At 69.3% G+C, this 22,666-nt stretch carries 24 protein-coding genes; 17 read left to right on the forward strand and 7 right to left on the reverse strand.

The genetic code is table 11. The annotated features are described in order from the left end of the window. The first annotated feature begins 3 nt into the window (after positions 1-3). The 3 genes from QQY66_RS28785 to QQY66_RS28795 all read left to right on the forward strand — a co-directional run bounded on the left by QQY66_RS28785 (position 4) and on the right by QQY66_RS28795 (position 2,189). The gene (locus QQY66_RS28785; protein WP_301983171.1) at positions 4-918 is read left to right on the forward strand and encodes an MBL fold metallo-hydrolase; all 915 of its coding nucleotides are present in this window, start codon (positions 4-6) and stop codon (positions 916-918) included. A 271-nt stretch (positions 919-1,189) separates the two neighbouring features. Further along, positions 1,190-1,489: a DUF4229 domain-containing protein gene (locus QQY66_RS28790; protein ID WP_301983172.1), complete on the forward strand. Its 300-nt coding sequence runs from the start codon at positions 1,190-1,192 to the stop codon at positions 1,487-1,489. A gap of 37 nt (positions 1,490-1,526) precedes the next feature. After that, positions 1,527-2,189, forward strand: coding sequence for a TetR/AcrR family transcriptional regulator (locus QQY66_RS28795; protein ID WP_301983173.1), 663 nt, complete (start codon positions 1,527-1,529; stop codon positions 2,187-2,189). On the opposite strand, the gene QQY66_RS28800 is transcribed toward QQY66_RS28795, so the two are convergent. Beyond that, the gene (locus tag QQY66_RS28800; RefSeq protein ID WP_301983174.1) at positions 2,177-3,007 is read right to left on the reverse strand and encodes a MaoC/PaaZ C-terminal domain-containing protein; all 831 of its coding nucleotides are present in this window, start codon (positions 3,005-3,007) and stop codon (positions 2,177-2,179) included. The genes QQY66_RS28795 and QQY66_RS28800 overlap by 13 nt on opposite strands. 344 nt (positions 3,008-3,351) lie before the next feature. Between QQY66_RS28800 and QQY66_RS28805 the strand changes: the two genes are divergently transcribed. The 3 genes from QQY66_RS28805 (at position 3,352) to QQY66_RS28815 (ending at position 7,262) form a co-directional block, all read left to right on the forward strand. After that, positions 3,352-5,295, forward strand: a complete 1,944-nt coding sequence (locus QQY66_RS28805) for a long-chain fatty acid--CoA ligase (protein ID WP_301983175.1) — start codon at positions 3,352-3,354, stop codon at positions 5,293-5,295. Between the two features lie 417 nt (positions 5,296-5,712). Continuing rightward, positions 5,713-6,243: a hypothetical protein gene (locus QQY66_RS28810; RefSeq protein WP_301983176.1), complete on the forward strand. Its 531-nt coding sequence runs from the start codon at positions 5,713-5,715 to the stop codon at positions 6,241-6,243. Beyond that, complete coding sequence (locus QQY66_RS28815; protein WP_301983177.1) at positions 6,240-7,262, forward strand: hypothetical protein; 1,023 nt, start codon at positions 6,240-6,242, stop codon at positions 7,260-7,262. Before QQY66_RS28810 ends, QQY66_RS28815 begins: the two co-directional genes overlap by 4 nt. 1 nt (position 7,263) lies before the next feature. Here QQY66_RS28815 and QQY66_RS28820 read toward each other — a convergent pair whose 3' ends face one another. Next, positions 7,264-7,518 carry a DUF397 domain-containing protein gene (locus QQY66_RS28820; RefSeq protein WP_301983178.1) on the reverse strand — a complete coding sequence of 85 codons (255 nt, stop codon included), beginning with the start codon at positions 7,516-7,518 and terminating at the stop codon, positions 7,264-7,266. Continuing rightward, positions 7,515-8,411, reverse strand: a complete 897-nt coding sequence (locus tag QQY66_RS28825) for a helix-turn-helix transcriptional regulator (RefSeq protein WP_301983179.1) — start codon at positions 8,409-8,411, stop codon at positions 7,515-7,517. The genes QQY66_RS28820 and QQY66_RS28825 overlap by 4 nt, the downstream gene beginning before the upstream one ends. 100 nt (positions 8,412-8,511) lie before the next feature. On the opposite strand from QQY66_RS28825, the gene QQY66_RS28830 reads away from it, so the two are divergent. Both QQY66_RS28830 and QQY66_RS28835 read left to right on the forward strand, forming a co-directional pair. Next, on the forward strand, positions 8,512-8,922 hold the full coding sequence (locus QQY66_RS28830; protein ID WP_301983180.1) for an ATP-binding protein: 411 nt from the start codon (positions 8,512-8,514) through the stop codon (positions 8,920-8,922). A gap of 115 nt (positions 8,923-9,037) precedes the next feature. Next, a complete protein-coding gene (locus QQY66_RS28835; protein ID WP_301983181.1) occupies positions 9,038-10,174 on the forward strand; it encodes a sugar ABC transporter substrate-binding protein in 1,137 nt (378 codons plus the stop codon). A gap of 166 nt (positions 10,175-10,340) precedes the next feature. Here the strand turns inward: QQY66_RS28835 and QQY66_RS28840 are convergent, their stop codons facing one another. The 3 genes from QQY66_RS28840 to QQY66_RS28850 are packed head-to-tail and all read right to left on the reverse strand — an operon-like array spanning position 10,341 to position 12,008. After that, the gene (locus QQY66_RS28840) at positions 10,341-10,979 is read right to left on the reverse strand and encodes a class I SAM-dependent methyltransferase (protein WP_301983182.1); all 639 of its coding nucleotides are present in this window, start codon (positions 10,977-10,979) and stop codon (positions 10,341-10,343) included. 31 nt (positions 10,980-11,010) lie between these two features. After that, positions 11,011-11,325 carry an AzlD domain-containing protein gene (locus QQY66_RS28845; RefSeq protein ID WP_301983183.1) on the reverse strand — a complete coding sequence of 105 codons (315 nt, stop codon included), beginning with the start codon at positions 11,323-11,325 and terminating at the stop codon, positions 11,011-11,013. Next, positions 11,322-12,008 (reverse strand): AzlC family ABC transporter permease, encoded by a 687-nt coding sequence (locus QQY66_RS28850; protein WP_301983184.1) that lies wholly within the window; start codon positions 12,006-12,008, stop codon positions 11,322-11,324. Before QQY66_RS28850 ends, QQY66_RS28845 begins: the two co-directional genes overlap by 4 nt. 82 nt (positions 12,009-12,090) lie before the next feature. Here QQY66_RS28850 and QQY66_RS28855 point away from each other — a divergent pair, with 82 nt between their 5' ends. Continuing rightward, entirely contained in the window at positions 12,091-12,639 is a 549-nt protein-coding gene (locus QQY66_RS28855; protein WP_301983185.1) for a helix-turn-helix domain-containing protein, read from the forward strand. A 102-nt stretch (positions 12,640-12,741) separates the two neighbouring features. On the opposite strand, the gene QQY66_RS28860 is transcribed toward QQY66_RS28855, so the two are convergent. Further along, on the reverse strand, positions 12,742-12,945 hold the full coding sequence (locus QQY66_RS28860) for a cold-shock protein (protein WP_003992177.1): 204 nt from the start codon (positions 12,943-12,945) through the stop codon (positions 12,742-12,744). Positions 12,946-13,251: 306 nt separating this feature from the next. Here QQY66_RS28860 and QQY66_RS28865 point away from each other — a divergent pair, with 306 nt between their 5' ends. From QQY66_RS28865 to QQY66_RS28900, 8 genes are all read left to right on the forward strand, one after another. Next, entirely contained in the window at positions 13,252-14,100 is an 849-nt protein-coding gene (locus QQY66_RS28865; protein WP_301983186.1) for a menaquinone biosynthetic enzyme MqnA/MqnD family protein, read from the forward strand. Between the two features lie 60 nt (positions 14,101-14,160). Next, entirely contained in the window at positions 14,161-15,783 is a 1,623-nt protein-coding gene (locus tag QQY66_RS28870; protein WP_301983187.1) for a serine/threonine-protein kinase, read from the forward strand. Between the two features lie 370 nt (positions 15,784-16,153). Beyond that, positions 16,154-18,703, forward strand: coding sequence for a YfhO family protein (locus QQY66_RS28875; RefSeq protein WP_301987531.1), 2,550 nt, complete (start codon positions 16,154-16,156; stop codon positions 18,701-18,703). A 37-nt stretch (positions 18,704-18,740) separates the two neighbouring features. Then, positions 18,741-19,724 (forward strand): glycosyltransferase family 2 protein, encoded by a 984-nt coding sequence (locus QQY66_RS28880; RefSeq protein ID WP_301983188.1) that lies wholly within the window; start codon positions 18,741-18,743, stop codon positions 19,722-19,724. Continuing rightward, entirely contained in the window at positions 19,724-20,152 is a 429-nt protein-coding gene (locus QQY66_RS28885) for a GtrA family protein (RefSeq protein WP_301983189.1), read from the forward strand. The genes QQY66_RS28880 and QQY66_RS28885 overlap by 1 nt, the downstream gene beginning before the upstream one ends. Positions 20,153-20,189: 37 nt before the next feature. After that, on the forward strand, positions 20,190-20,921 hold the full coding sequence (locus QQY66_RS28890; RefSeq protein ID WP_301983190.1) for an A24 family peptidase: 732 nt from the start codon (positions 20,190-20,192) through the stop codon (positions 20,919-20,921). Positions 20,922-20,993: 72 nt separating this feature from the next. Then, on the forward strand, positions 20,994-22,193 hold the full coding sequence (mqnC, locus tag QQY66_RS28895; protein WP_301983191.1) for a cyclic dehypoxanthinyl futalosine synthase: 1,200 nt from the start codon (positions 20,994-20,996) through the stop codon (positions 22,191-22,193). 7 nt (positions 22,194-22,200) lie between these two features. Beyond that, the gene (locus QQY66_RS28900; protein WP_301983192.1) at positions 22,201-22,653 is read left to right on the forward strand and encodes a hypothetical protein; all 453 of its coding nucleotides are present in this window, start codon (positions 22,201-22,203) and stop codon (positions 22,651-22,653) included. Positions 22,654-22,666 lie beyond the last annotated feature (13 nt).

Below are 22,666 nucleotides of genomic sequence, written 5' to 3' on the forward strand. Positions count from 1 at the left end.
AACATGAGCCAGGTCAACATCGCACGCCCCGATGCACCGGGGTATGACGAATTGGTTCCGTCGCGCTACGCGCTGAAGGTCGGCGACATCGACGTGATGGTGATCAGCGACGGGGTGCTGCCGATCCCCGCCGTGACGATGGCCACCAACGCCGCCACGGCCGACCTGGCGGCGTGGCTTAGTGACATGTTCCTGCCACCGGAGATGCTCGACTGGCCACTGAATGTGGCCGTGGTGCGCAGCGGAGGCCGGACCATCCTCATCGATTCCGGGCTGGGGACAGAGTTTCCGGGCTTTCCGCGGGCCGGGCAGTTGGCCATGCGACTGCACGCCGCCGGGATCGATCCCGCATCCGTGACCGACGTGGTGCTCACCCACTTACACATGGACCACATCGGCGGGCTGCTCGTCGACGGGCTGAGGGGCCAACTGCGCCCGGACCTGCGGGTCCACCTGGCGGCCGCCGAGGCCGAGTTCTGGGAAGCGCCTGATTTCTCCCGCACCGTCATGCCGGCACCGGTGCCGGAAGTGCTTCGAACGACCGCCTCGCGGTTCCTGGACATGTACCGCAGCCAGTTGCGGCCGTTCGAGGCGGAGTACGAGGTGGCGCCAGGAGTAATGATCTGTCGCACCGGCGGTCACACCCCCGGCCACAGCATCGTCCGCCTGGAGTCCGGCGGCGACCGGCTGACGTTCGCCGGCGATGCCGTGTTCCAGTGCGGGTTCGACAAGCCCGAGTGGCACAACGGCTTCGAACACGACCCCGAGGAATCAGCCCGCGTCCGGATCCGTCTCTTGAAAGAGCTGGCGGCGAGCGGCGAGCAACTGGTGGCCACTCACCTCCCGTTCCCGTCCATCTGCAACGTGGCGGTCGCCGGCAACGCCTTCCGTTTCGTACCGGCCGTCTGGGATTACTGACCGTTGATATGTAGCCCTGGTTGTCCAGTGAGCAGGGTGGAGCGATGCCCACTTGCCATCGCTGTGGGCATCGCTCCGAAACCGGATGTGACGGCTGAGATCCGTCATCTGCACTCGCTCCAGCCAGTCCGAGAGGACGAGCCGCCGCTCAGCACACGGCGCGATGAGAATCCGACAGCTTCAGTGCGACAGGACACCCCCCTCCAAGATCGGGAGGTGTGCATGCTTCACTGGACGACGGACCTTTTTGGAATCGGAAGAGTGGATTGAGATGCTCCGCTACACACTGATGCGCCTCGGGATCTTCGCGGGCTGCCTCGTGGTCGTCTGGGGCCTCGTCTACTCCGGCCTGGCCCCGCGGGGCCTCGGCGCGTCCAACGGCATGTGGGTCGTCCTGCTCGCCCTGGTGATCTCCGCCCCGATCAGCTTCGTGGTGCTGCGCAAGGAGCGGGACCGGGCGTCGGTGCGGATCGTCCAGAAGGTGGACCGGGTGAAGGCCAACCTGGACGCCAACCGTTCCCAGGAGGACGTGGCGGACGACGCCTCCCGTGCACAGGGGCATGCCTCTTAAGGCTCTGCCGCGGCCTGCGAACCGTAGGCTGACCCCCATGGGTGCCGTGAAGACCAAGCGGATGCCGCGTGCCGTACGTGAGCAGCAGATGCTCGACGCCGCCGTGCAGACCTTCGGCCAGCGGGGATACATGGCCGCGTCGATGGACGAGATAGCCGAACTGGCGGGCGTTTCCAAGCCGTTGGTCTATCTGTACCTCAACTCGAAGGAAGACCTCTTCACGGCGTGCATCCGCCGGGAGGCCACCGCGCTCACCGAAGCGGTCCGCAAGGGCGTCGACCCGGGCCTGCCCGCCGACCGCCAACTCTGGGCAGGGCTGCGGGCGTTCTTCACGCACACCGCGCAGAACCCGGACGGCTGGTCGGTGTTGCACCTCCAGGCCCGCACGCACGGCGAGCCGTTCGCCGCCGAGGTCGCCGCGATGCGTGAGGAGATCGTCGCGTTCGTGACGCAGTTGATCCTGGCCGGCGCCCGCGAGGCGCACCACGACCCGGATCTGCCGGAGCGTGAGGTCGCCGGTCTCGCGGAGGCCCTGGTCGGCGCCGCCGAGTCGCTCGCCGCCTGGGCCAACGCGACCCCGGGCGTGACCGCCCGTCAGGCCGCCGCGACGCTGATGAACTTCGCCTGGGCGGGCCTGGGCGGCCTGATGGCGGGCCGTCCCTGGCCCCCGCCGCAGGAGCCGGACGCTCAGGCCGGGTAGACCGTGCCGCTCACCTGCGTCCGGTCGCCGCCCCGCAGCTCGAAGCGTTCGCCGTCCGCCGCGTACGTCACCGTTCCCGGCAAGAGCACCGGCGTCTTGAACTGCGCTTGCACCAGCGCCCGTTCAGGCACGCCGTGCGCCGCCAGGCATCGTGCCACGGTCCACATCCCGTGTGCGATGGCCCGCCGGAAGCCGAAGAGCCGGGCGGTCAGGGCATAGAGGTGGATCGGGTTGCGGTCCCCGGACGCGGTCGCGTACCGGCGCCCGATGTCCCCGGCCAGCCGCCACTCGGCGACGACGGGCAGTGGACCCGTCTCTTCCTTCGGAGCCTGTGGGGTACGGCCGTCCGTGCGATGGCGGGCGAGATACGTACTCCGCGACTCCCATACGACGTCCCCCGCCGCCCGCACCTCCGTGACGACGGCGGCCTCCGTGCCCCGCCGATGGGGTGCCAGGCCCTCGACGTGGACCGTGACTTCGTACTCCCCGGTCGCCGCGAGCGCCCGCCGCTGGGTGATCTCGATCGACGTATGGACGAGTCCCAGCAGCGGCAGCGGAAAGCCCCGGCCGCTCATCAGCCGCATGGCCAGCGGAAAGCCCAGCACATGCGGATACGTCACCGGCAACGCGTCGTCGCCGGTGGCGAAGCCGCAGACGCGTTCGTAGGCGGCCAGCCGGGCGAGGTCGATGCGTACGCCGGGCAGGACGAGCCGGGTGCGGGGGAAGTCGGCGTCCGGGCGGGGTCGTTTGAAGGGGGAGAGCAGGGCGCCGCGGGCGAGCAGGGGCGCGAGCGCGGGCGCGTCGGTCAGGTCGGCCATGGTCATCTCCCCACGCGAAAACTCTGCTTACTCAGGAGTAAAGTTACCTCAGGTAAGGCCAGGTCGGGAGGTGAGAATTCCTCACCTTAGGGGGGTTCCAACCCATCGGTAAAATAGGGAAGTTGACGTCCGGTCGGCAGGTGCCCGGGTGATCGCCGAGGTTGCACATCCCCGGCCCCTTACCACCTCGTAACCCGCACGAACTCCACACCTGGGCGCCGTACGATCTCCCACCTAACCAGCGGTAACACACGTGGCCGCACACAGCTGGTGAACGCCGCAGTACGCGCTGCGCGTACTTCATGCAGCAGAGCGGTACGAGCTGCACGCCTCAGGAGCTGCCCATGTCGATCCCGCAAGCGTCCCCTTCCGGCTCCACCCCCGACTTCGGCATCGACCTCGACTACGACGGCGAGCCGATCCTCAGGGCGCCGGAGATCCGTCGGCTGGACGGAATGGTGCGAGAGGTGTCCATTCCGCCGCTGGTCGCACCGGCCGTGCACGGCTCGCTCGCCGACCTGCCGTTCGACCGCGCGGAGACGCAGCCGGGACATGTGGTCCTCAGCCGCAAGACGGAGGACGGCAGCTGGACCGACGTGACGGCGGCCGAGTTCGCGGCGCAGGTGCACGCGGTGGCCAAAGGGCTGATCGCCGAGGGGCTGGTCCCCGGTGACCGGGTCGCCGTCATGGCGCGTACGAGGTACGAGTGGACGCTCCTCGACTTCGCCGCCTGGGCCGCCGGCCTGGTGACCGTCCCCGTCTACCCCACCTCGTCCGTCTTCCAGGTCCGCTGGATCCTCCAGGACTCCGGCGCGGTCGCCCTGGTCACCGAGACCGGGGCCCAGGCCGCCGCCCTCGGCCCGGAGCGCGAGCGCCTGCCCGACCTGCGCCATATGTGGGTCATCGAGAAGGGCCATGTGGACCGGCTGGCGGAGCTGGGCGAGCAGGTGCCGGACCAGGAGGTGGACATACGGCGCGGGATGCTGGTCCCCGACACCCTCGCCACCCTCATCTACACCTCGGGCACGACCGGCCGGCCCAAGGGCTGCGCGCTCACGCACGGCAACTTCTTCGCCGAGGTCGACAACGCGATCGAACTCCTGTACCCGATCTTCAAGGCGCGGACGAGCGAAGAGGCGTCGGTGCTGCTGTTCCTGCCGATGTCGCATGTCTTCGGCCGGATGGTGGCGATCGCATGCGTCCGGGCGGGAGTACGGCTGGGCCATGCGCCGAGCCTGAAACCGGACCACCTGCTGCCGGACCTGGCGAGCTTCAAACCGACGTGCCTGCTCGCCATCCCGTACATGCTGGAGAAGATCTTCAACAGCGCGCGGGCCCGTGCGGAGTCGGGCGGGCGGGTCTCGGCGTTCGACCGTGCGACGAACGTGGCCATCAAGTACGGCGAGGCGATGGAGGCGAAACAGACGGGGACGGGCTCAGGCCCGAACCGGGCGCTGAAAGCCGCGCGTACCTTCTACGACCCCCTGGTCTACCGCCGTATCCGCAACGCCATGGGCGGACGCGTGCGGTATGCGATCTGCGGCGGCTCACCGCTGGGCAGGCGGCTGGCCGCGTTCTACACCGGGGCGGGCATCGAGATCTACGAGGGCTACGGCCTGACCGAGGTCACCGGCGCGGCGACCATCACGCCCCCGCTCAAACCCCGCCTGGGCACGGTCGGTTGGCCGCTCCCCGGCACGAGGGTCCGCATCGCCGCGGACGGCGAGATCCTGCTGGCCGGCGATCAAGTACTGCGCGGCTACTGGGACCCGCAGGCGGGCGGAGTGGTTCCCGCGGCCCCCGACGGCTGGCTGGCGACGGGGGACATCGGTGCGCTGGACGACGAGGGCTACCTGACGATCACCGGCCGCAAGAAGGAGCTCCTGATCACCGCGGGCGGCAAGAGCGTGGCCCCGGCCCCCCTGGAGAACTGGCTCCGCTCCCACCCGCTGATCTCCCAGGCGATAGTCGTCGGCGACGGCCGCCCCTACGTCTCCGCGCTGATCACCCTCGACATGGACGGCATCACCCACTGGCGCCGTATGAACGGCAAACACCCGGTCCCCGCAGAACTCCTGGTCAGCGACGAGGAGTTGACCGCCATCCTGCAACGCGCCGTGGACGAGGCCAACAAGCTCGTCTCCCGCCCCGAGTCGATCCGCCGCTTCGCGATCCTGCCGCAGGACTTCACGGAGTTCTCCGGCCATCTGACGCCCTCCATGAAGCTGCGCCGCGAGGCGGTCATGCGGGACTTCGCGGCGCAGATCGAGGGGCTTTACTCGAAGTAGATTCCTGATGTTGGCCTCTGGGCACAACACCCTTCGTCCGGACAGGCGGCGGTGCGCCGTCCGGCCAAAGGGGGAATCTTCATGGCTGCGAGCCGTTCCACGCATGTCACTCTGGCCGCGTTAGCGGCATTGCTGCTCTTCGTCGGTGCATACGGAATCGTGCGGGTCGCTACCGGGGATTCTTCGGGTGTGAATTCGCAGGAGTCGAGCTCGGGTGATGTCTCCGGGGGAGGGGGAGCGGCGTCCGGGGGGACCGGGGCGTCGGGGTCCACGTCTGGGGCGTCTGGATCATCCGACGGGGGAACGGGTGACGGGGACAACGGCTCGGGGGAGACAGGTTCGGGAGAGGTCAAGAACCTCAGGCTTCCGGGGGCGACGCTGACCGACACGTATCCGGTCGTGAAGGAGGAGGGGGGCGTGACGTTCGACTCCTCCAAGGGCGGATGTGTTGTTCTGGCCAACAAGCTCGAATCGGCAGTGACGATCCGGTCCTTCCACATAGAGGGCTCGGCGAACGTAGAGAGCTTTGCCGGTCCTTGCCCTTACGCGGTGACTCCCTCGCCCGGTATCTGGGGCGACGGCCTGACCGGCCCGGTGACCCCGTGCGAACCGGGCACCGTGCTCGAGGGCACCGCGCAGTCCCCCCGGCACGGCTGTCACCTCCTGCTGTCGCGCCCGGGGGGCCTCGGCCGGGAGCAGGCCACCCTCGTCGTCGACGTCACGGGTACGTGCGCGGGGGCGACGCCACGGCCCTGCTCCGGGACAGCGACCCTGACCTACACCTTCAAGGCGGACGAGTCGGTCACCGGCGGAGGCGAAAGCACCCCGGAGACGCCGGAGCCACCCACGGACACAAGCCCGCCGCCGGGTGAAACGACCGGGGGCACGACACCGACGGAATCCACGGAATCCACGGAATCCCCGGTGCCCTCAGAGGCCGGGACGTGACCCCGGAGCCCGAACCGGAGCCACCGGCATCGCTGTTGGAGGGACAGGTCCGGGAACGTCTGTGGGCCGTGGCCAACGTCGTCGCGCCGACCACCGTGGTCACCACCCTGCTCTTCTACTTCGGCTACGTGGCGACGACAGCGCGATTTCGCTACTTCGGCGTGTACCTCGACATGGTCGACCTGTCCCTCCAGGAGATGCTGCTCTACGGGGTGGAGGTCGTCTACCCGCCGCTCACCATCGTCGCGATCGCCTTCCTCCTGATCACGGCAGCCCACACGGGGGTCCGCTGGATGATGGCGTCCCCGGACCGCGACGCCGTCACCGGCTGGGTCGGTCTCTTCGTGGTCATCGCCGGGCTTCTGGCGTTCACCCGCGGCATCGTCGGCCTACTGGTACCGGAGGTCGCCCGCACCGAGGGAATCGCGAGGACTCCCCTGTCCCTCGGATGCGGCGCCCTCGCCCTCGCGTACGGCCTCTGGTTGCTGCGAGTCGTCGCCGTCCGCTGGGACCGGCGCCGAGCCGAACGTGACGACAGCGGGGGCACGGGCGCCCCGGACGAGGAGCCGGCGGCCGCCCCTCCCACCGTCCCCGCGAACGCCGGTGAACTGGCCACGTGGCTGGAGTCTCCCGCCGTCACCCGCCTCAACAGACACGCCCTGGCCTGGGTGGCGGTCATCGTCGTAGCGGGCTCCTTCTGGACGGCCAACAGTTTCGCCGCCGCCTATGGGCGAGGCCGCGCCCTGGACGACGCCGAGTCCCTTCCGAACCGCCCGGAGGCCGTCCTCTACACCAAGGAACCGTTGCGGGATCTTCCGGCCGCAGTCCAGGAAACGGAGTTGCCAGATGCCGACGACAAGGAGTCCCTCCGTTTCCGTTACAGAGGCCTGCGCCTCCTCGTCGAGTCCAACGCCCGGCTCTTCCTGGTGCCCGCCCAGTGGGTCACCGGGGACAGCCGGACCTTTGTGATCCCGTACGACGACAGCGTTCGAGTCGACCTCGTCCCACGGCGACGGTAGATCAGCCCCGTTCGCCCACGAACTCGCCGGACAGGAAGGCCGACCAGGTGGTGGGGGAGAGGGTGAGGTGCGGGCCCGTGGGGTTCTTGGAGTCGCGGATGTGGATGGTGTGGGGGCAGGTGGCGACCTCTAGGCATTCGCCGCCCTCGCCGCTGCTGTACGTCGACTTGCGCCAGGTGTAGGCGACTTCTAGGCATTCGCCGCCCTCGCCGCCGCTGTAGCTGGACTTGAACCAGTCGAGCCTGTCGATGTTCACAGCTCCCCCAACTTCTTCTCGATCAAGGCGCGGGATTCCAAGGGACTGAGGGCCAGTGCCCGCATGATCCCATAGCGCTCGGCGAGCTTCCGCACCTCCTCCATGTCGGTGATGAGCCTCGGATAGCCCTGCGCCTCCGTATAGCCCACCTGGGCATGCTTCTTGGGCGTCAGCAGGTTGAACGCGCTGTCCAAGTTGGGGTGCTGCTCGACCTTGGTCGGCATGACCTGGAGCTCGACGTTCCGCAGGTGGCCGATCCGCAGCAGACGCTCCAACTGCTCCGCGAAGACCGCCTTCCCGCCGATCGGCCGGTCGAGGATGACCTCTTCGAGTACGTAGCTGATGACGGGCAGGGGATCGCGCTCGAAGACCTGCTGCCGGGACAGCCGGTCCGACACCCGCTTCTCGATGGCCTCCTCGCTCAGTAGCGGGCGCCGCTTGACGAACACGGCGTGCGCGTAGTCCAGCGTCTGGAGCAGCCCCGGCATGCCATGGTTGGCGTAGAAGTGCAGCTCGACGGCCTCCGCCTCCAGCGCCGCGTAACTCCGGTACCACTCTGGATGCCGGGTCCGCCGCTTGGACATCGCCTGCTCGACGTCCTCCATCGCCTCCTTCAACAGCCCGTCGGCGTTGAGGAGTTCATCCGCCTTCTGCAGGAACTCCGGCCGGGGTGCCCGCACCCCGCGCTCCATCGCCCCGATCTGGTCGGGCCCGTATCCGACCATTGCGCCGAACTGCTTCTGTGTCAGCCCAGCCCGCTCGCGCAGCAGCCGGAGCATCCTGCCCAGCGTGCGGAACAACTCGATGGTTCCATCCGCCTCCGCCGGCGTCTCCGGCCTCCGCTCCCGTTCGTCCGTCACGTGCGTCACCGCCCTTACGTCGTCGTTGGTCACGGCCGACTGCCCGACATCGCACGCCCCGCAGCCGTACTGCTACGCACAGTCGCGCCGTCGCCCCTGGTCAGCGTAGATACAACCGACCACGCTGAGTGACGTGAACGCCGAAATCTCCACCCAGCGCCTGAGCGCCACCCCCCGAGGTGCCCGGCTCGCCAGACGACTCACCGCGTTGCAACTCGCCGCGTGGGGGCACCCGTACGACAGCGAGGTGAACCGCACCGCGCAGCAGCTGGTCGCCGAGCTCGCCGCGAATGCCGTGACGCATGGGCGTCTTCCCGGGAGGGACTTCGAGTTGCGGCTGCTGCTCTTTCCTGAGGAGACCGTGCGTATTGAGGTGAGTGACCCGAGAGGTGACCGGCAACTCAGGTTCATCAACGAGCCGGAGGGAGAGCGCGGGCGGGGGCTGATTCTCGTCTCGCTGCTCGCTCTCACCTGGGGCGTTGCGGAGCGCGACGTCGGGAAGACGGTGTGGGTGGAACTCGCGCTCAAGGAGCCAGGGTTGTGATCAGGGAAAACGTTTGCCGTCCTGTTACGACAACCGCTTGACGTGACATGCCCTCGGGGCATTTGCTACCGCCACCCGGGTAGCACGCCGCTCATCGGCTCGGAAGGCTCCAGTAGTGAACCCTCGTTCCCCCCACACATCAGCCGTACGCCGTATCGGCATAGGCCTCGCCACCTCCGCCTCGGCCCTGTCGATCGCCGCGTGCGGTGTCGTCGGCGGAATCGGGGGCGGCGACAGCTCCGCGCCCCCGAAGAAGGGCGACGACATCACGGTGGGTCTCCTCCTGCCGGACAAGGACACGTCCCGTTTCGAGAAGTTCGACCATCCGCTGATCAAGAAGGAAGTCGCCACCCTCACCCACAACAGGGGCAAGGTCGTCTACGCCAACGCCGAGGCGAGCGTGGCCGAGCAGAGCCGACAGTTCCAGAAGATGATCGACGACAAGGTGGATGTCATCCTCGTCGACGCGCTGGATGCCAAGGCCATCGCCACGGACGTACGGAAGGCCAGGGACGCGAACATCCCGGTCATCGCCTACGACCGGCTCGCGCAGGGGCCCATCGACGCGTATGTCTCCCACGACAACGAGCTGGTCGGCGAGGTGCAGGGCCGCGCCATCATGGGCGAACTCGGCTCGCAGGCAGCGTCCGCCAAGGTAGTCATGATGAACGGCGATCCCGAGGACCCGAACACGGCACTGTTCAAGCAGGGCGCGCTCCACGAACTCGAAGGCAAGGTCAACATCGTCCAGCAGTACGACACGGACAAGTGGTCGCCCGGAGTCGCCGAAGCGAACATGAGGAAGGCGATCGAGGCCGTCGGGCTGGACAACATCGCCGCCGTGTATGCGGCGAGCGACGGCCTCGCGGGCCCTGTCATCAAGGCGCTGAAGGCGGCGGGCGCGAGCAAGATTCCACCGGTGACCGGGCAGGACGCGAATCTGGACGCGGTGCAGCGGATCGTGGCGGGCGACCAGTACATGACCGTGTACAAGCCGTTCGCGGAGGAGGCGACCGACGCCGCGAAGATGGCCGTGTACAAGGTCCAGGGGCGCTCGATCGAGTTCGACGCACTGACCCAGGACAAGGTCGACAGCCCGACGGACGACGACATTCCCGCACAGCTGGTGCCGGTGGTCGCCGTCACCAGGGACAACATCGAGGAGACGCTGATCCAGGACGGCGTCTACACCGTCAAGGAGATCTGCACCCCGGAGTATGCGGCGGACTGCGCGGCGATCGGCCTGAAGTAGGCCCGGAGCGGAGTGTCAGGCCCGCGCGCCGTCCCTCCGGTAGCTCTCCACCAGGTTCGCGGGCGGAGGGCTCCGTCGCCCGGGTGCGGGTTCGTTGTGGCTGGTCGCGCCCACGCGGCGGAGCCGCATATAGATACAGCCCCGCGCCCCTTACGGGGCGCTGCCCCTAGGCGGGTTTGCGGGCGATCAAGGACGCCTGTTGCGTCGGCTCGTTCGGGGCGGGCTCTCGCACCATCCTCATGACGGGCGCGAACCCGGCGGCTCGGAGCAGGCCGTCGATCTGGTCCGGCTGTCGCCGTTGGAAGTCCAGCGCCACATCATGTCCCCAGGGCCGGTCGTGGTGCCGGGGCTCGTCGCCGATCTGGAAGGCGATCAGGAGGTGGCCGCCCGGTGCCAGGACGCGCCGGAACTCGTCGAAGAGGGAGGGGAGTTCGTTCACAGGGGTGTGGATGGAGGAGTACCAGGACACGGCGCCCGCGAGCGAACCGTCGGGTAGGTCCAGCTCCAGCATCGAGCCCTGCTCGAACCGCAGCCCCGGATTCTCCCGCCGGGCGATCGTGAGCATCGACTCCGACAGGTCGAGCCCGAAGACGGACAGTCCGAGGGAGGCGAGGTGGGCCGTCACACGCCCCGGCCCGCAGCCCAGGTCGGCCACGCGACCGCCTGCCCCCACCAGTTCCGCGAACCCGGCGAACACCGCCCGGTCCAGTGGCTTGGCCAGTTCGGCACGGAAGAGGTCGGCGTAGTCCTCGGCGATGGCGTCGTAGAAGGTGCGTGTGGCGGTGAGGAAATCGGCTTCGGTCATGGCCGCGGACCCTACCGACCCCCACTGACACTCACCCCACACCCGCCGCCCGCAGCACCGCCGTCGTGGCCGCCGCCCCCAGCACGACCACCACGAACGGCGCCCGGCGCCACGCCAGTACGCCCGCCACCAGCACCCCACTCGGCCGCGCCCACCCCGCGAAGTCCCCGCTCTCGGTCAGCGCGCCGGTCGCCAGCAGCGCGGTGAGCAGGACGATCGCGCCGGCCGACATCAACTCCTGGACCTTCGAGGGGAGTTCGATACGTCCGTAAAGAACCGGTCCCACCAGCCGGAAGGCGTACGTCCCCACCGCCAGCGCCAGGATCATCGCGACCGTCGTGCTCATGCCGCTGCCCGCCTCCGTCCGTATACGAAGAGCCCGGCGAGCGCGAACAGCACCGGCACCCCGGCGGGGACGGCGGGGGTCACCGCCAGTGCCACGACCGCGCCGAGCACGGCGGCCCGTCGTACGCCCGCGTCCTTGCGCAGGGCGGGCAGTACCAGCGCCACCAGGACGGCGGGGAAGGCGGCGTCGAGGCCGTACGTCGCCGTGTCGCCGAGCGCGCTTCCGGCGAGCGCGCCCGCGAGGACGCCGGTGTTCCAGGCGGCGAACAGGCCGAGGCCGTTCACCCAGAATGCCGTCCGGTGTCGTACCGGATCGGGCTGGGCGAGCGTGAAGGCGACCGTCTCGTCGGTGACGAGGTGGGCGCCGAGGAAGCGGGCGAACCGGCTCCGGCTGCCGAGGACGTCCGCCACGGCCAGGCTGAAGGCCGCCGTCCGGGTGTTCAGGAGCAGCCCGGTCGCCGCCGCGGCGAACGGCCCGCCCCCGGCGAGCAGTACGCCGACCGCGCTGAACTGCGCCGAGCCCGCGTACACGACCAGCGACATCACCACCGGCACCCAGACGGGCAGCCCGCCGGCCACGGAGACCGCGCCGAAGGAGACGCCGACGACACCGCTCGCCAGCCAGACGAGGGCGCTGTCGCGCACCAGAGGTGCCATCATCGGTGTTCGGAGTAGCGAACGCATGTTTTCCAGGATGAACACCTGGACGTTCGTTCGTCAAGCCGAACGAACGTGCCTGTAGAGCGAACGATGGGAAGTGAGCCGTATGAGCGAGCCCCTTGCGTGGATCGCCGCCTCCCTGCGCCGCGAGCGCACCCGGGCCGGGCTGTCGCTGTCCGAGCTGGCCAAACGGGCGGGGATCGCGAAGTCCACGCTGTCCCAGCTGGAGACGGGCAGCGGAAACCCCAGCGTGGAGACGCTGTGGGCGCTGGGCGTCGCACTCGGGGTGCCGTTCAGCGCGCTGGTGGAGCCGCCGGCTTCGGCCGTTCAGGTGATCCGGGCGGGCGAGGGGCCCACGGTCGCCTCCGAACGGGCGGACTACGTGGCCACCCTGCTCTCCGCCAGCCCGCCCGGCGCCCGGCGGGACATCTACCACCTGCGCGCGGAACCGGGCCCGGCCCGGGATTCGGAGCCGCACATTCCGGGGAGCGTGGAGCACTTGATCGTCAGCACGGGCCGGGTGAAGGCGGGGCCCCGGGGTGAGGAGGTCGAGCTGGGGCCCGGCGACTACATGTCGTACCGCGGGGATGTGCCGCACTCGTACGAGGCGCTGGCAGTCGGGACGACGTTCGTGCTGGTCATGCAGCACGTGTGAGGTCCAGGGCAAAAGGCAGGAGCCCCGCTGCCTTGCGGCACGGGGCTCCTTGGGTACTGCTATCTGTTCCGGATCAAAGCACCAGGCTCCGAGGCCGAAGACTCAGACGGGGGTGACGTTCTCCGCCTGCGGGCCCTTCGGGCCCTGAGTGACGTCGAAGGAGACCTGCTGGTTCTCCTCCAGCGAGCGGAAGCCGCTCGCATTGATCGCGGAGTAGTGAACGAAGACGTCGGGGCCGCCGCCTTCTTGGGCGATGAAACCAAAGCCCTTTTCGGCGTTGAACCACTTCACGGTTCCGGTAGCCATAAGCCCTCCTTGGGCCCAAAGGGTTGCCCTGCTCCAGAACCTGCAAGTGTGAAAACTGTGCCGCACAACTGCATACGTCTGAAAACGACGAGAGCCCGCGGTTACATGCTCCGCAGGCTCTGTACTGCAAGGGAAACCAAACTGCAACTTGCGGCGAGCCTAGCACGCAGGCAGCCGAAAGCAATAGAGGCCAAGATCACGTCACTCGGAAGTTTGAAGATCCAGGCGGGGGGCTGACGGGGCCTATGAGGCGGTTCGCGGCACCCTGAAGAGTGCACCGTACCCCATGGGGTCTAGTCTCGCGATGTGGACATTTCTCGCACCCGGCCGCGCGTCGGCCACATTCAGTTCCTCAACTGCCTGCCCCTGTACTGGGGGCTCGCGAGAACCGGTACCCTCCTCGACTTCGAGCTGACCAAGGACACCCCGGAGAAGCTCAGCGAACAGCTGGTCCAAGGTGGCCTCGACATCGGGCCCATCACGCTCGTGGAGTTCCTGCGCAACGCCGACGACCTGGTCGCCTTCCCGGACATCGCCGTCGGCTGCGACGGCCCGGTGATGTCCTGCGTGATCGTCTCGCAGGTCCCGCTGGACCGGCTGGACGGCGCCCGGGTCGCCCTCGGCTCGACCTCGCGCACCTCCGTCCGCCTGGCCCAGCTGCTGCTCGCCGACCGCTACGGCGTACAGCCCGACTACTACACGTGCCCGCCCGACCTGAGCCTGATGATGCAGGAGGCCGAGGCGGCCGTACTGATCGGGGACGCCGCGCTGCGCGCCAACCTGCTCGACGGCCCGCGCTTCGGCCTCGAGGTGCACGACCTCGGCGCGCTGTGGAAGGAGTGGACCGGCCTGCCCTTCGTCTTCGCCGTCTGGGCCGCCCGCCGCGACTACCTGGAGCGCGAGCCCGTCATCACCCGCGCGGTGCACGAGGCCTTCCTCGCCTCCCGCAACCTCTCCCTCGACGAGGTCGGCAAGGTCGCCGAGCAGGCGGCCCGCTGGGAGGCCTTCGACGAACAGGTCCTGGAGCGGTACTTCACGACCCTCGACTTCCGCTTCGGGGGTCCCCAGTTGGAGGCGGTCGCCGAGTTCGCCCGCCGCGTCGGCCCCACGACCGGCTTCCCGGCCGACGTGAAGGTGGATCTGCTCCAGCCGTAGGTGCGTCCGGACCAATAGGCTGCCGGGGACTGCAGGCGTACACGGGGGAGAGGGGGCGCCATGCAACCGCTCGACGTCGACGAACCCACCGCCGTGGGTCCCTACCGGCTGCTCGGCCGGCTCGGCTCCGGCGGCATGGGGCGGGTCTATCTGGGCCGAAGCTCCGGCGGCCGCACGGTCGCGGTGAAGATCGTGCACCCGCACTTCGCCCTCGACGAGGAGTTCCGCGCCCGCTTCCGGCGCGAGGTCGATGCCGCGCGCCGGGTGGGCGGCGCCTGGACCGTGCCGGTACTGGACGCCGACCCCGACGCGCGGGTGCCATGGGTGGCCACCGCGTATGCGGCGGGCCCCTCGCTGAGTGCGGCGATCGCGGACGGAGGTCCGCTGCCGCTGCATTCGGTACGGGCCTTGGGTGCGGGTCTGGCCGAGGCGCTGGCGGCCGTGCACGAACTGGGGCTGGTCCACCGGGATGTGAAGCCGTCGAATGTGCTGCTCACCCTCGACGGACCGCTGCTGATCGACTTCGGCATCGCCCGGGCCACGGACGGCACGGCGTCCCTCACTTCCACCGGCGTCTCGATCGGCTCGCCCGGCTATATGTCGCCCGAGCAGATCCTCGGCAAGGGCGTCACGGGTGCGGCGGACGTCTTCTCGCTGGGAGCCGTGCTGGCGTACGCGGCGACGGGTGAGCCGCCGTTTCCCGGTGACTCGTCGGCGGCACTGCTCTACAAGGTCGTACACGAAGAGCCCGAACTCGGCTCCCTGACCGGTGACTTGCGGGAGCTGGTGGCGGCCTGTCTCGGGAAGGACCCGGGGGCGCGGCCCTCGCCGGGTGAGGTGGCCCGGCGACTGGCTCCGGAGGGCGCGGCCCGGCTGGTCGCGGGCGGGTGGCTGCCGGGAGCGCTCGTGGAGCAGGTGAGCCGGGGTGCCGTACAGCTGCTGAACCTTGAGGCGGCGGGGGATGTGGCGTCGGGGCCGGTGGGGTTCAGTAATCCGTCGGTGGGGGAGTTCGGGCCGCCGCCGGTCATGCCGTCCGTCGCTCCGCCGGCTTCCGTGCCCGAGCCGCGTGACGCCGAGCCGGCGGTGCCTCCGCAGCAGCCCGGCAAGCTCTCCGTCTCCGTGGCGGCGACCTCGGCGCCGGGTGACGGTGGGCGGGGTCGGAAGGTGAGCTGCACGGTGGCTCTTGCGGTCGCGGGGGCGCTGGCGGCGGTGACGGTGGGGTCGGTGTTCGTGTTCGACCTGTTGCCGGGTGACGACAACGGGTCGGACGCGGCGGGCGGTTCACCGTCCAGTTCGGCGTCCGGCGAGGCGCCGGGTGACAGTGACCCGACCGCCGTACCCGCCGCCTACATCGGCACCTGGGAAGGCCAGGCCACCGGACTCGGCGGCAGCCTCCCCATGGGCACCTTCCGTGTCACCATCCACAAGGCGGACGTGGGCGAGGAGTTGGGGACTCTTCGGCAGACCGATCCGGTAGGCCTCGTCTGTAATGACGTACTGACCCTGAAGAGTGTGTCCGCGAAGCAGATCGTGGCGACGTCGGTGGGGGCGAAGGGCAATCACGCGGGGTGCAGTCAGGCTGCCGCGACGGTGCGGATCACTCCGGTCGGGGACGATCTCACCTATCGGTCGGACAGCGCGGAGTCGGGGAATCCGACGGCCCGGATGTCGAAGATCAATTAGCGGTTCCCGCTTCAGGGCATCTTTTGTCTACCTTTTAGTAACGCCCTGTTCGGCAAACTCCGGTGCACGTATCCGAAATTCTTCCCCACAGTTCCTCATGTCACACAACCATTCCTGTGGAGCGCTCATCTAAGACGGCGAATCACCCGCAAATCTCCGGAGGCTTGCCGAGAATGGTTAGTCCGAGCCTGCCCTTGGCCGGTTCCCTGAGCGGAAGTGGCGCTGCTCACAGGAACACGGTCCGCCGACCGGACAGGGACAGGGTGTGAACCAGACCACCCGTCTCGAACGGACGGAACAGGCGACCCCGGCAACGCCGTCGACCGGAGCCACGCACGGAACCCCGACGCGGCTCCGCCTCCGCCTCCGTCTGCCCCGCCGCCCCGCCGGCCCGGCAGGCCCCGCCGCGCTGCTGGCGGCGGCCCTCACCATCGCCGTCCTGTGCGCCGGCGACATCATCGCCCGCAGCTACCCCTTCGGCTTCCGCACCCGCAACGTCAACGACCTCGGCAACCAGTACGTACCCTTCCACGCCCACCTGTGGGACCTGCTGCACGGGCGGGCCGACGGCGGCCTCTTCGTCAACTGGCAGTCCGGGTACGGCTCCAGCTTCCTGCCCGACCTCGGTACGTACGTCAGCAGCCCGTTCGCCCTGCTCGTGGGGGTGTTCCCGCGGGACGAGATCGACCTCGCGGTGTATGTGATCACCCTGCTGAAGGTGGCCTCGGCGGGGGCCGCGATGGCCTGGCTGCTGCTCAGGATGCGCCCCGGCCGCTGGTGGGCCGCGGGGCTGCTGGGAGCGTCGTACGCCCTGTGCGGCTGGACGCTGGCGACGTCCATCTACAACACGATGTGGCTCGACGGCCTTCTCGCCCTGCCGCTGCTGTGCCTGGTCGGCGAGTGGGCGCTGAACGACCGGCGCCGGGCGCTCGGCGTGGTCATCGTGGCGCTCGCCTGGATCGCCAACTTCTACACGGCGTACATGGCCACGCTCGCCGCCGGTCTGGTGGTGCTGCTGCGGCTGTGGCTCGCGGACCTCGACCGGCGGCAGCGGCTCGCGGCGGCGGGCCGCGCCGTCCTGACCATGGCGCTCGGCGTGGGACTGGCCGCGCCGCTCGTGGTCGTCGTCTACTTCGGCACCAAGCACGCCTACCCCGGTGTGGTCCGGACGTTCGTCCCCTCACCGACGGAAGACATGGTGGCCCGGCTGCTGCCGACGACGTACAGCTTCGGTACGCCCGCCATCTACGTCGGCACCACAGCGCTGCTGCTCGCCCTCGCCCTGCCCTTCCACCGGAAGGTCCCGCGCCGGGTGCGCTACGGCTGGACGCTGCTCGCCGTCGCCGTCGCGCTGTCGTTCCAGTGGGGCCCGACCCACCTCCTCTGGCACGCCTTCTCCACCCCGAACGGCAGCTCGTACCGCCAGACCTTCGTGCTCTGCGGGATGCTGGTGATCGCCGCGTGGCACGCGCTGGCGTACGGCCCTCCCGGCCGCCGCGCGTTGGCCGCGGCGGGCGGACTGCTGGCGCTGATCATCGCCGTCGCGAGCCGCAGCGCGCTGACGGACCGCTCCTTCGTCCTGCCGCTCACCCTGCTCGCCGCCGCGGGCGCCCTGTGCGGGCTGGTGCTGCTCGCCCGCCACGACAGTGGGCGCAAGACGGTACTCGCCGGACTGGCCGTGACCCTGCTCATCGGCACGCAGGTCGGTGAGGCCACCGCCACCTCCGCCGTCGCCACCCGGCTGCGCTTCGGGCACCTCGACGACTACGCGCCCTGGGGACCGCGGCAGCAGCAACAGGCGGACGCGATCGCCGAGGCCGACGGCTGGCCCAAGTACCGGACCGACCCGGGCCGGGAGCAGACCGTCGGCAACGACCCGCTGATGGTGGGCGGTCAGGGCGCCCAGTACTACAGCAGCCTGACCTCCGACGTCCTCAGCCGCACGCTCATCGCCCTCGGAGACGGCTACACCTCGCGCGGCCGCAACATCCAGAGCCTGGACAACGCCGTCACGGACGCGATCTTCTCCGTCGGCGCACGGGTGCACTCACCGCCGGACCCGCATCAGGGCTGGTTCCCGCAGGACGGCACCAAGGTGACCGTGTCCCGGGAGGACGTGCCGCCCCTGGTGACGGTGCGGCCGACCGCCGGCGCGAACGTCTCCGCCTTCGGGCCGTCGCCGTACCGCAACCAGGAACTGCTGCTGGGCGCCCGGGTCTACACCGTGCCGCCCATCACGGTCCGCACCCCCGCCGGGAAGCCGCCGCCGCGCAGCTCCGACAGCCGATCTGGCCTGCGGGTCAACGGTCCCGGCAGGTCGACGATCACCGCCACCTGCCAGGCCGGCAGCGAGGCGTACCTCTGGGCCCCGCACTTCTCGGGCACCGCGAGCATCACCGGGGCGCAGACCCCCGGGCGGTTCCGCTCCGACCCCGGCACCAAGATCGCTGCGATAGAGCCCCTTGGCACGGTCCCGGCGTCCGGACGGCTCCGCATCGAACTGTCCCCGAACCGGCCGGGCGTCGTCCCCGAGGGCGCGGTCGGCTGCCTGGACACCGGGCGCCTGCGCGCCGCCGTCGACCAGCTGAAAGCCACCGGCGCCACGAAGGTGTCCGTCTCCGACGGCACGATCCGCGCCGAACTGCCGCCCGGCAGCAAGGGAACCGCGGTCGTCGCGGCCCCGCGCATCGCCGGCTGGCGCTGTGCGGCGGGTGACGCCGACGCCGTACCCGCGAAGCAGTACTACGGCCTGATCGCCGTCCCCCTGGACGGCTCCTCGACCAGTCTCACCTGCACATTCCATACACCGGGCCTGCGCCTGGGCGGAGCCGTCGGCGCCGCCTCCCTGCTGACCCTCATCGCCCTCAGCGTCCTCGCCGCGGTCAGACGACGGCGCGCACACCACCACCCGAGCGCATGACCACCGCTCGCCGAACCTCACGGGGAGTACCCGAACCATGCTGATCTCGATCGTCGCACCCTGTTACAACGAAGAAGACGTCATAGGCCGGTTCCACGACGCGGTCCAGAAGATCGCGGAGGAACTCCTGCCGCTCGGCCACGACATGGAGTTCGTCTACGTCGACGACGGCAGCCGCGACAGGACTCTTGAGGAGTTGCAGCGGCTGGCCGAACTCGACGCGCGCGTACGCTATGTCTCCTTCAGCCGGAACTTCGGCAAGGAGGCAGCCCTGCTCGCCGGTCTGCGCCACGCCTCGGGAGACTCCGTGATCGTCATGGACGCGGACCTCCAGCACCCGCCGGAGCTGATCCACCGCATGGTGGAACTGCACGCACAGGGCTACGACCAGGTCATCGCCAAGCGGACCAGGACCGGCGACCGCATCACCCGCACGGTCACCGCCCGCCTCTACTACCGCCTCATCAACCGGCTCGTCGACGTCGAACTCGTCGACGGCGTGGGCGACTTCCGTCTGCTCTCCCGGCGTGTGGTGGACGCGATCGTGGACCTCACCGAGTACAACCGCTTCTCCAAGGGCCTGTTCGCCTGGGTGGGCTTCCCCAGCACCACCTTCGAGTACGAGAACGCCACCCGCGCCCACGGCAGCAGCTCCTGGAACTTCCGCAGCCTGCTCAACTACGGCCTCGACGGCCTGCTCTCCTTCAACAACCGCCCGCTGCGCGCCGCCCTCTACCTCGGCATGGCACTGCTCCTGTGCACGGGCCTCTACACGGCGTGGATCGTGGGCGCCGCGCTCATCAACGGAGTCGAGACCCCGGGCTATGTCACGATTATCACGGCCGTCACCGCTGCGGCGGCCATGCAAATGATCATGCTGGGGATCATCGGCGAATACACCGGGCGGATCTACTACGAGGTCAAGGGGCGCCCGCACTTCCTGGTGAAAGCGACGAACGTGGACCGAGCCCAGGACCCGGCACGGTGCGGCGGTAACCCGACCAAGGATCTCATTCCCTGATGAGCAATTCCCTGACGAGCACGCGAACCGGAACCGATTCGGAGCCGCGCCCGATATCGGGCCAGATCGTCGTCTTCGCCGTCGTCGGTGTCATCAACACCGGCACGTACTACGGCTTTTACCTGCTGCTCCTGCCGCACCTTCCGTACATGGTCGCGCATCTCATCGCCTCCGGCCTCAGCATGATCGGATCCTTCTTCCTCAATACCCGGTTCACTTACCGGACGAGGCCGACCTGGCGGAAATTCCTGCTGTTCCCCCTGACGAACGCGACGAGCTTCGTCATCACGACGGCAGGGGTGTACGTCATCGTCGACATCCTGCATGCCGGAAGCCGCTTCGCTCCGCTGATCGCGTCGATGGTGGCGATCCCGGCGACGTTCGTGGTGTCCCGGACGATCATGCTGCCGAAGGGCAGGCAGAGCTGAGGGTCCGGTAGAAGTGCCGCTGCCATACTGACTCCTTGTGATTGGCCTCCTCGTGATCGTCGCCGCGTTGTGGGGCGCGGTGACGGGTGCGCTGCTGCCCCGCGCGGCCTACCGCTTCGCCGTCCCGTCCGGGCAGGAGTGGCGCGAGCAGTGCCCCGGCGGGCATCCGATCCGGGGATGGGCCGGGCGGGCGCGATGCGCTCAGTGCCCGGATCCGACGTACGGCCCTGCCACCACCACCCCCCTCCTCCCGCTCGCCACGGCCCTCGTCTGCGCCGCCCTCGCCGCCGCGACCGACACCCGCCCCGAAATCGCCGTCTGGCTCCTCCTCGCCCCCGTCGGCGTGCTCCTCGCGGTCGTCGACTTCCGGGTGCGGCGCCTGCCGGACGCGCTGACCCTCCCGCTCGCGGCGGCGGTACTGGTCCTCCTCGGGCTGGTCGCGCTCGTCCCCGAACACACCGGGGACTGGCTCACCGCCCTGTTCGGCGCGCTGACGCTCGGCTGCGGCTACTTCGTCCTGTTCCTGATCAACCCCGGCGGCATGGGCTTCGGCGACGTCAAGCTGGCCCTCGGCATGGGCGCCGCGCTCGGCTGGTACGGCTGGCCGACCGTGATGCTCGGCACGCTCGCGGGGTTCGTGCTGGGGGCGCTCTACGGCGGTGCGCTCGTCGTCGCACGGAAGGCGGGCCGGAAGACGGCGATCCCGTTCGGGCCGTTCCTGATCGCGGGGGCGTATGCCGGGTTGCTGATCGGGGCGTACACGGCCTGAGGTCGGACGGACAAAGGCCCTGACGTAGGCTGGCCGGGTCCGTCCACAACCCTTGACGAAAGGGACGCTCCGGTGACCGAGAAGGCCGACCTTCAGTCCGTCCTCGACCGTGCCGCCGAGGGTGGGCGGATCACCCCGGAGGAGGCGCTCGACCTCTACCGCGACGCCCCGCTCCACGCGCTCGGCGCCGCCGCCGACGCCGTACGCAAGCGCAGGTACACCGGGACCGAGCACATCGCGACGTACATCATCGAGCGCAACATCAACTACACGAACGTCTGCGTCACGGCCTGCAAGTTCTGCGCCTTCTACGCACCTCCCAAGGACACGGCCAAGGGCTGGACCCGCGACCTCGACGACATCCTGCGGCGGTGTGCCGAGACGGTCGAGCTCGGTGGGACGCAGATCATGTTCCAGGGCGGCCACCACCCGGACTTCGGCGTCGAGTACTACGAGCAGCACTTCTCGGCGATCAAGCAGGCCTTTCCGCAGCTCGTCATCCACAGCCTGGGGGCGAGCGAGGTCGAGCACATGGCCCGGCTCTCCAAGGTGAGCGTCGAGGAGGCGATCCAGCGCATTCACGCCGCCGGCCTCGACTCCTTCGCCGGTGCCGGCGCGGAACTCCTCCCCGCGCGCCCCCGCAAGGCCATCGCGCCCCTCAAGGAGTCCGGCGAGCGCTGGCTGGAGATCATGGAAGCCGCGCACAAGCTGGGCGTGGAGTCGACGTCCACGATGCTCATGGGCACGGGCGAGACCAACGCCGAGCGCATCGAGCATCTGCGGATGATCCGTGAGGTACAGGACCGCACGGGCGGCTTCCGGGCCTTCATCCCGTACACCTACCAGCCCGAGAACAACCACCTGAAGGGCCGCACCCAGGCCACGCTCTTCGAGTACCTGCGGATGATCGCCATCGCGCGCCTCTTCATGGACAACATCGCCCACATCCAGGGCTCTTGGCTGACCACGGGCAAGGAGGTCGGCCAGCTCTCCCTCCACTACGGCGCCGACGACCTCGGCTCGATCATGCTGGAGGAGAACGTCGTCTCCAGCGCGGGAGCCAAGCACCGCTCCAACCGCCTGGAGATCATCGACCTGATCCGCAAGGCGGGACGCGTTCCGGCCCAGCGCTCGACCACGTACGAGCACCTCGTCGTCCACGACGACCCGGCCAACGACCCCGTCGACGAGCGCGTCATGTCCCACATCTCGTCCACCGCGATCGAGGGCGGTACCGCACACCCCGAGCTGAAGCTCCTCGCCTCCAACTGACGTACGCGTGCTGACGATTCATGCGGCGGACGAGGTGCGCCTCGTCTGGGGGAGCGGGGACTCCGTCAAGGGCGGTGCCGTCGCGGTGGAGGGGGCGCGCGTCGCCGCGGTGGGGTCGCTCGCCGAGCTGACGGAGCGGTTTCCGGGTGCGCGGGTGCGGCAGTGGCCCGGCGGTGTGCTCGGGCCCGCGCGTGTCCACGACGGCCCCCTCCCGGACGCGCCGACACCGCGCGAACGGATTCACGCGGTGCTGAAGTCGGGGGCGGTGGCGGTGCTGGAGGAGCACGCCGACACCGCTGAACTTCGGGCGGCGGCGGCCCGGAACGACGTGGCCGTGCTGCCGCGCACGCGCCCGACGGCGATCACCGAGAACGGCCGGGCGGATTTGGCCGTGTTCGACGAGAAGGGCGAGTGCATGGCGACGGTGTGCGCGGGGCGTTTGGTGCACAGACGCCGTTAGGCCACCTCGACGA

This window comes from Streptomyces sp. DG2A-72 (assembly GCF_030499575.1).
In the GTDB taxonomy this organism is placed as follows: Bacteria; Actinomycetota; Actinomycetes; order Streptomycetales; family Streptomycetaceae; genus Streptomyces.

Excerpts from the sequence above, each read along its gene's own strand:
- QQY66_RS28850 (WP_301983184.1), bottom strand. The coding sequence starts at position 12,008 with ATGCGTTCGCTACTCCGAACACCGATGATGGCACCTCTGGTGCGCGAC.
- QQY66_RS28860 (WP_003992177.1), bottom strand. The coding sequence starts at position 12,945 with ATGGCTACCGGAACCGTGAAGTGGTTCAACGCCGAAAAGGGCTTTGGT.
- QQY66_RS28840 (WP_301983182.1), bottom strand. The coding sequence starts at position 10,979 with ATGACCGAAGCCGATTTCCTCACCGCCACACGCACCTTCTACGACGCC.
- QQY66_RS28855 (WP_301983185.1), top strand. The coding sequence starts at position 12,091 with ATGAGCGAGCCCCTTGCGTGGATCGCCGCCTCCCTGCGCCGCGAGCGC.
- QQY66_RS28790 (WP_301983172.1), top strand. The coding sequence starts at position 1,190 with ATGCTCCGCTACACACTGATGCGCCTCGGGATCTTCGCGGGCTGCCTC.
- QQY66_RS28845 (WP_301983183.1), bottom strand. The coding sequence starts at position 11,325 with ATGAGCACGACGGTCGCGATGATCCTGGCGCTGGCGGTGGGGACGTAC.
- QQY66_RS28870 (WP_301983187.1), top strand. The coding sequence starts at position 14,161 with ATGCAACCGCTCGACGTCGACGAACCCACCGCCGTGGGTCCCTACCGG.
- QQY66_RS28885 (WP_301983189.1), top strand. The coding sequence starts at position 19,724 with ATGAGCAATTCCCTGACGAGCACGCGAACCGGAACCGATTCGGAGCCG.
- QQY66_RS28880 (WP_301983188.1), top strand. The coding sequence starts at position 18,741 with ATGCTGATCTCGATCGTCGCACCCTGTTACAACGAAGAAGACGTCATA.
- QQY66_RS28800 (WP_301983174.1), bottom strand. The coding sequence starts at position 3,007 with ATGGCCGACCTGACCGACGCGCCCGCGCTCGCGCCCCTGCTCGCCCGC.
- QQY66_RS28805 (WP_301983175.1), top strand. The coding sequence starts at position 3,352 with ATGTCGATCCCGCAAGCGTCCCCTTCCGGCTCCACCCCCGACTTCGGC.
- QQY66_RS28785 (WP_301983171.1), top strand. The coding sequence starts at position 4 with ATGAGCCAGGTCAACATCGCACGCCCCGATGCACCGGGGTATGACGAA.
- QQY66_RS28795 (WP_301983173.1), top strand. The coding sequence starts at position 1,527 with ATGGGTGCCGTGAAGACCAAGCGGATGCCGCGTGCCGTACGTGAGCAG.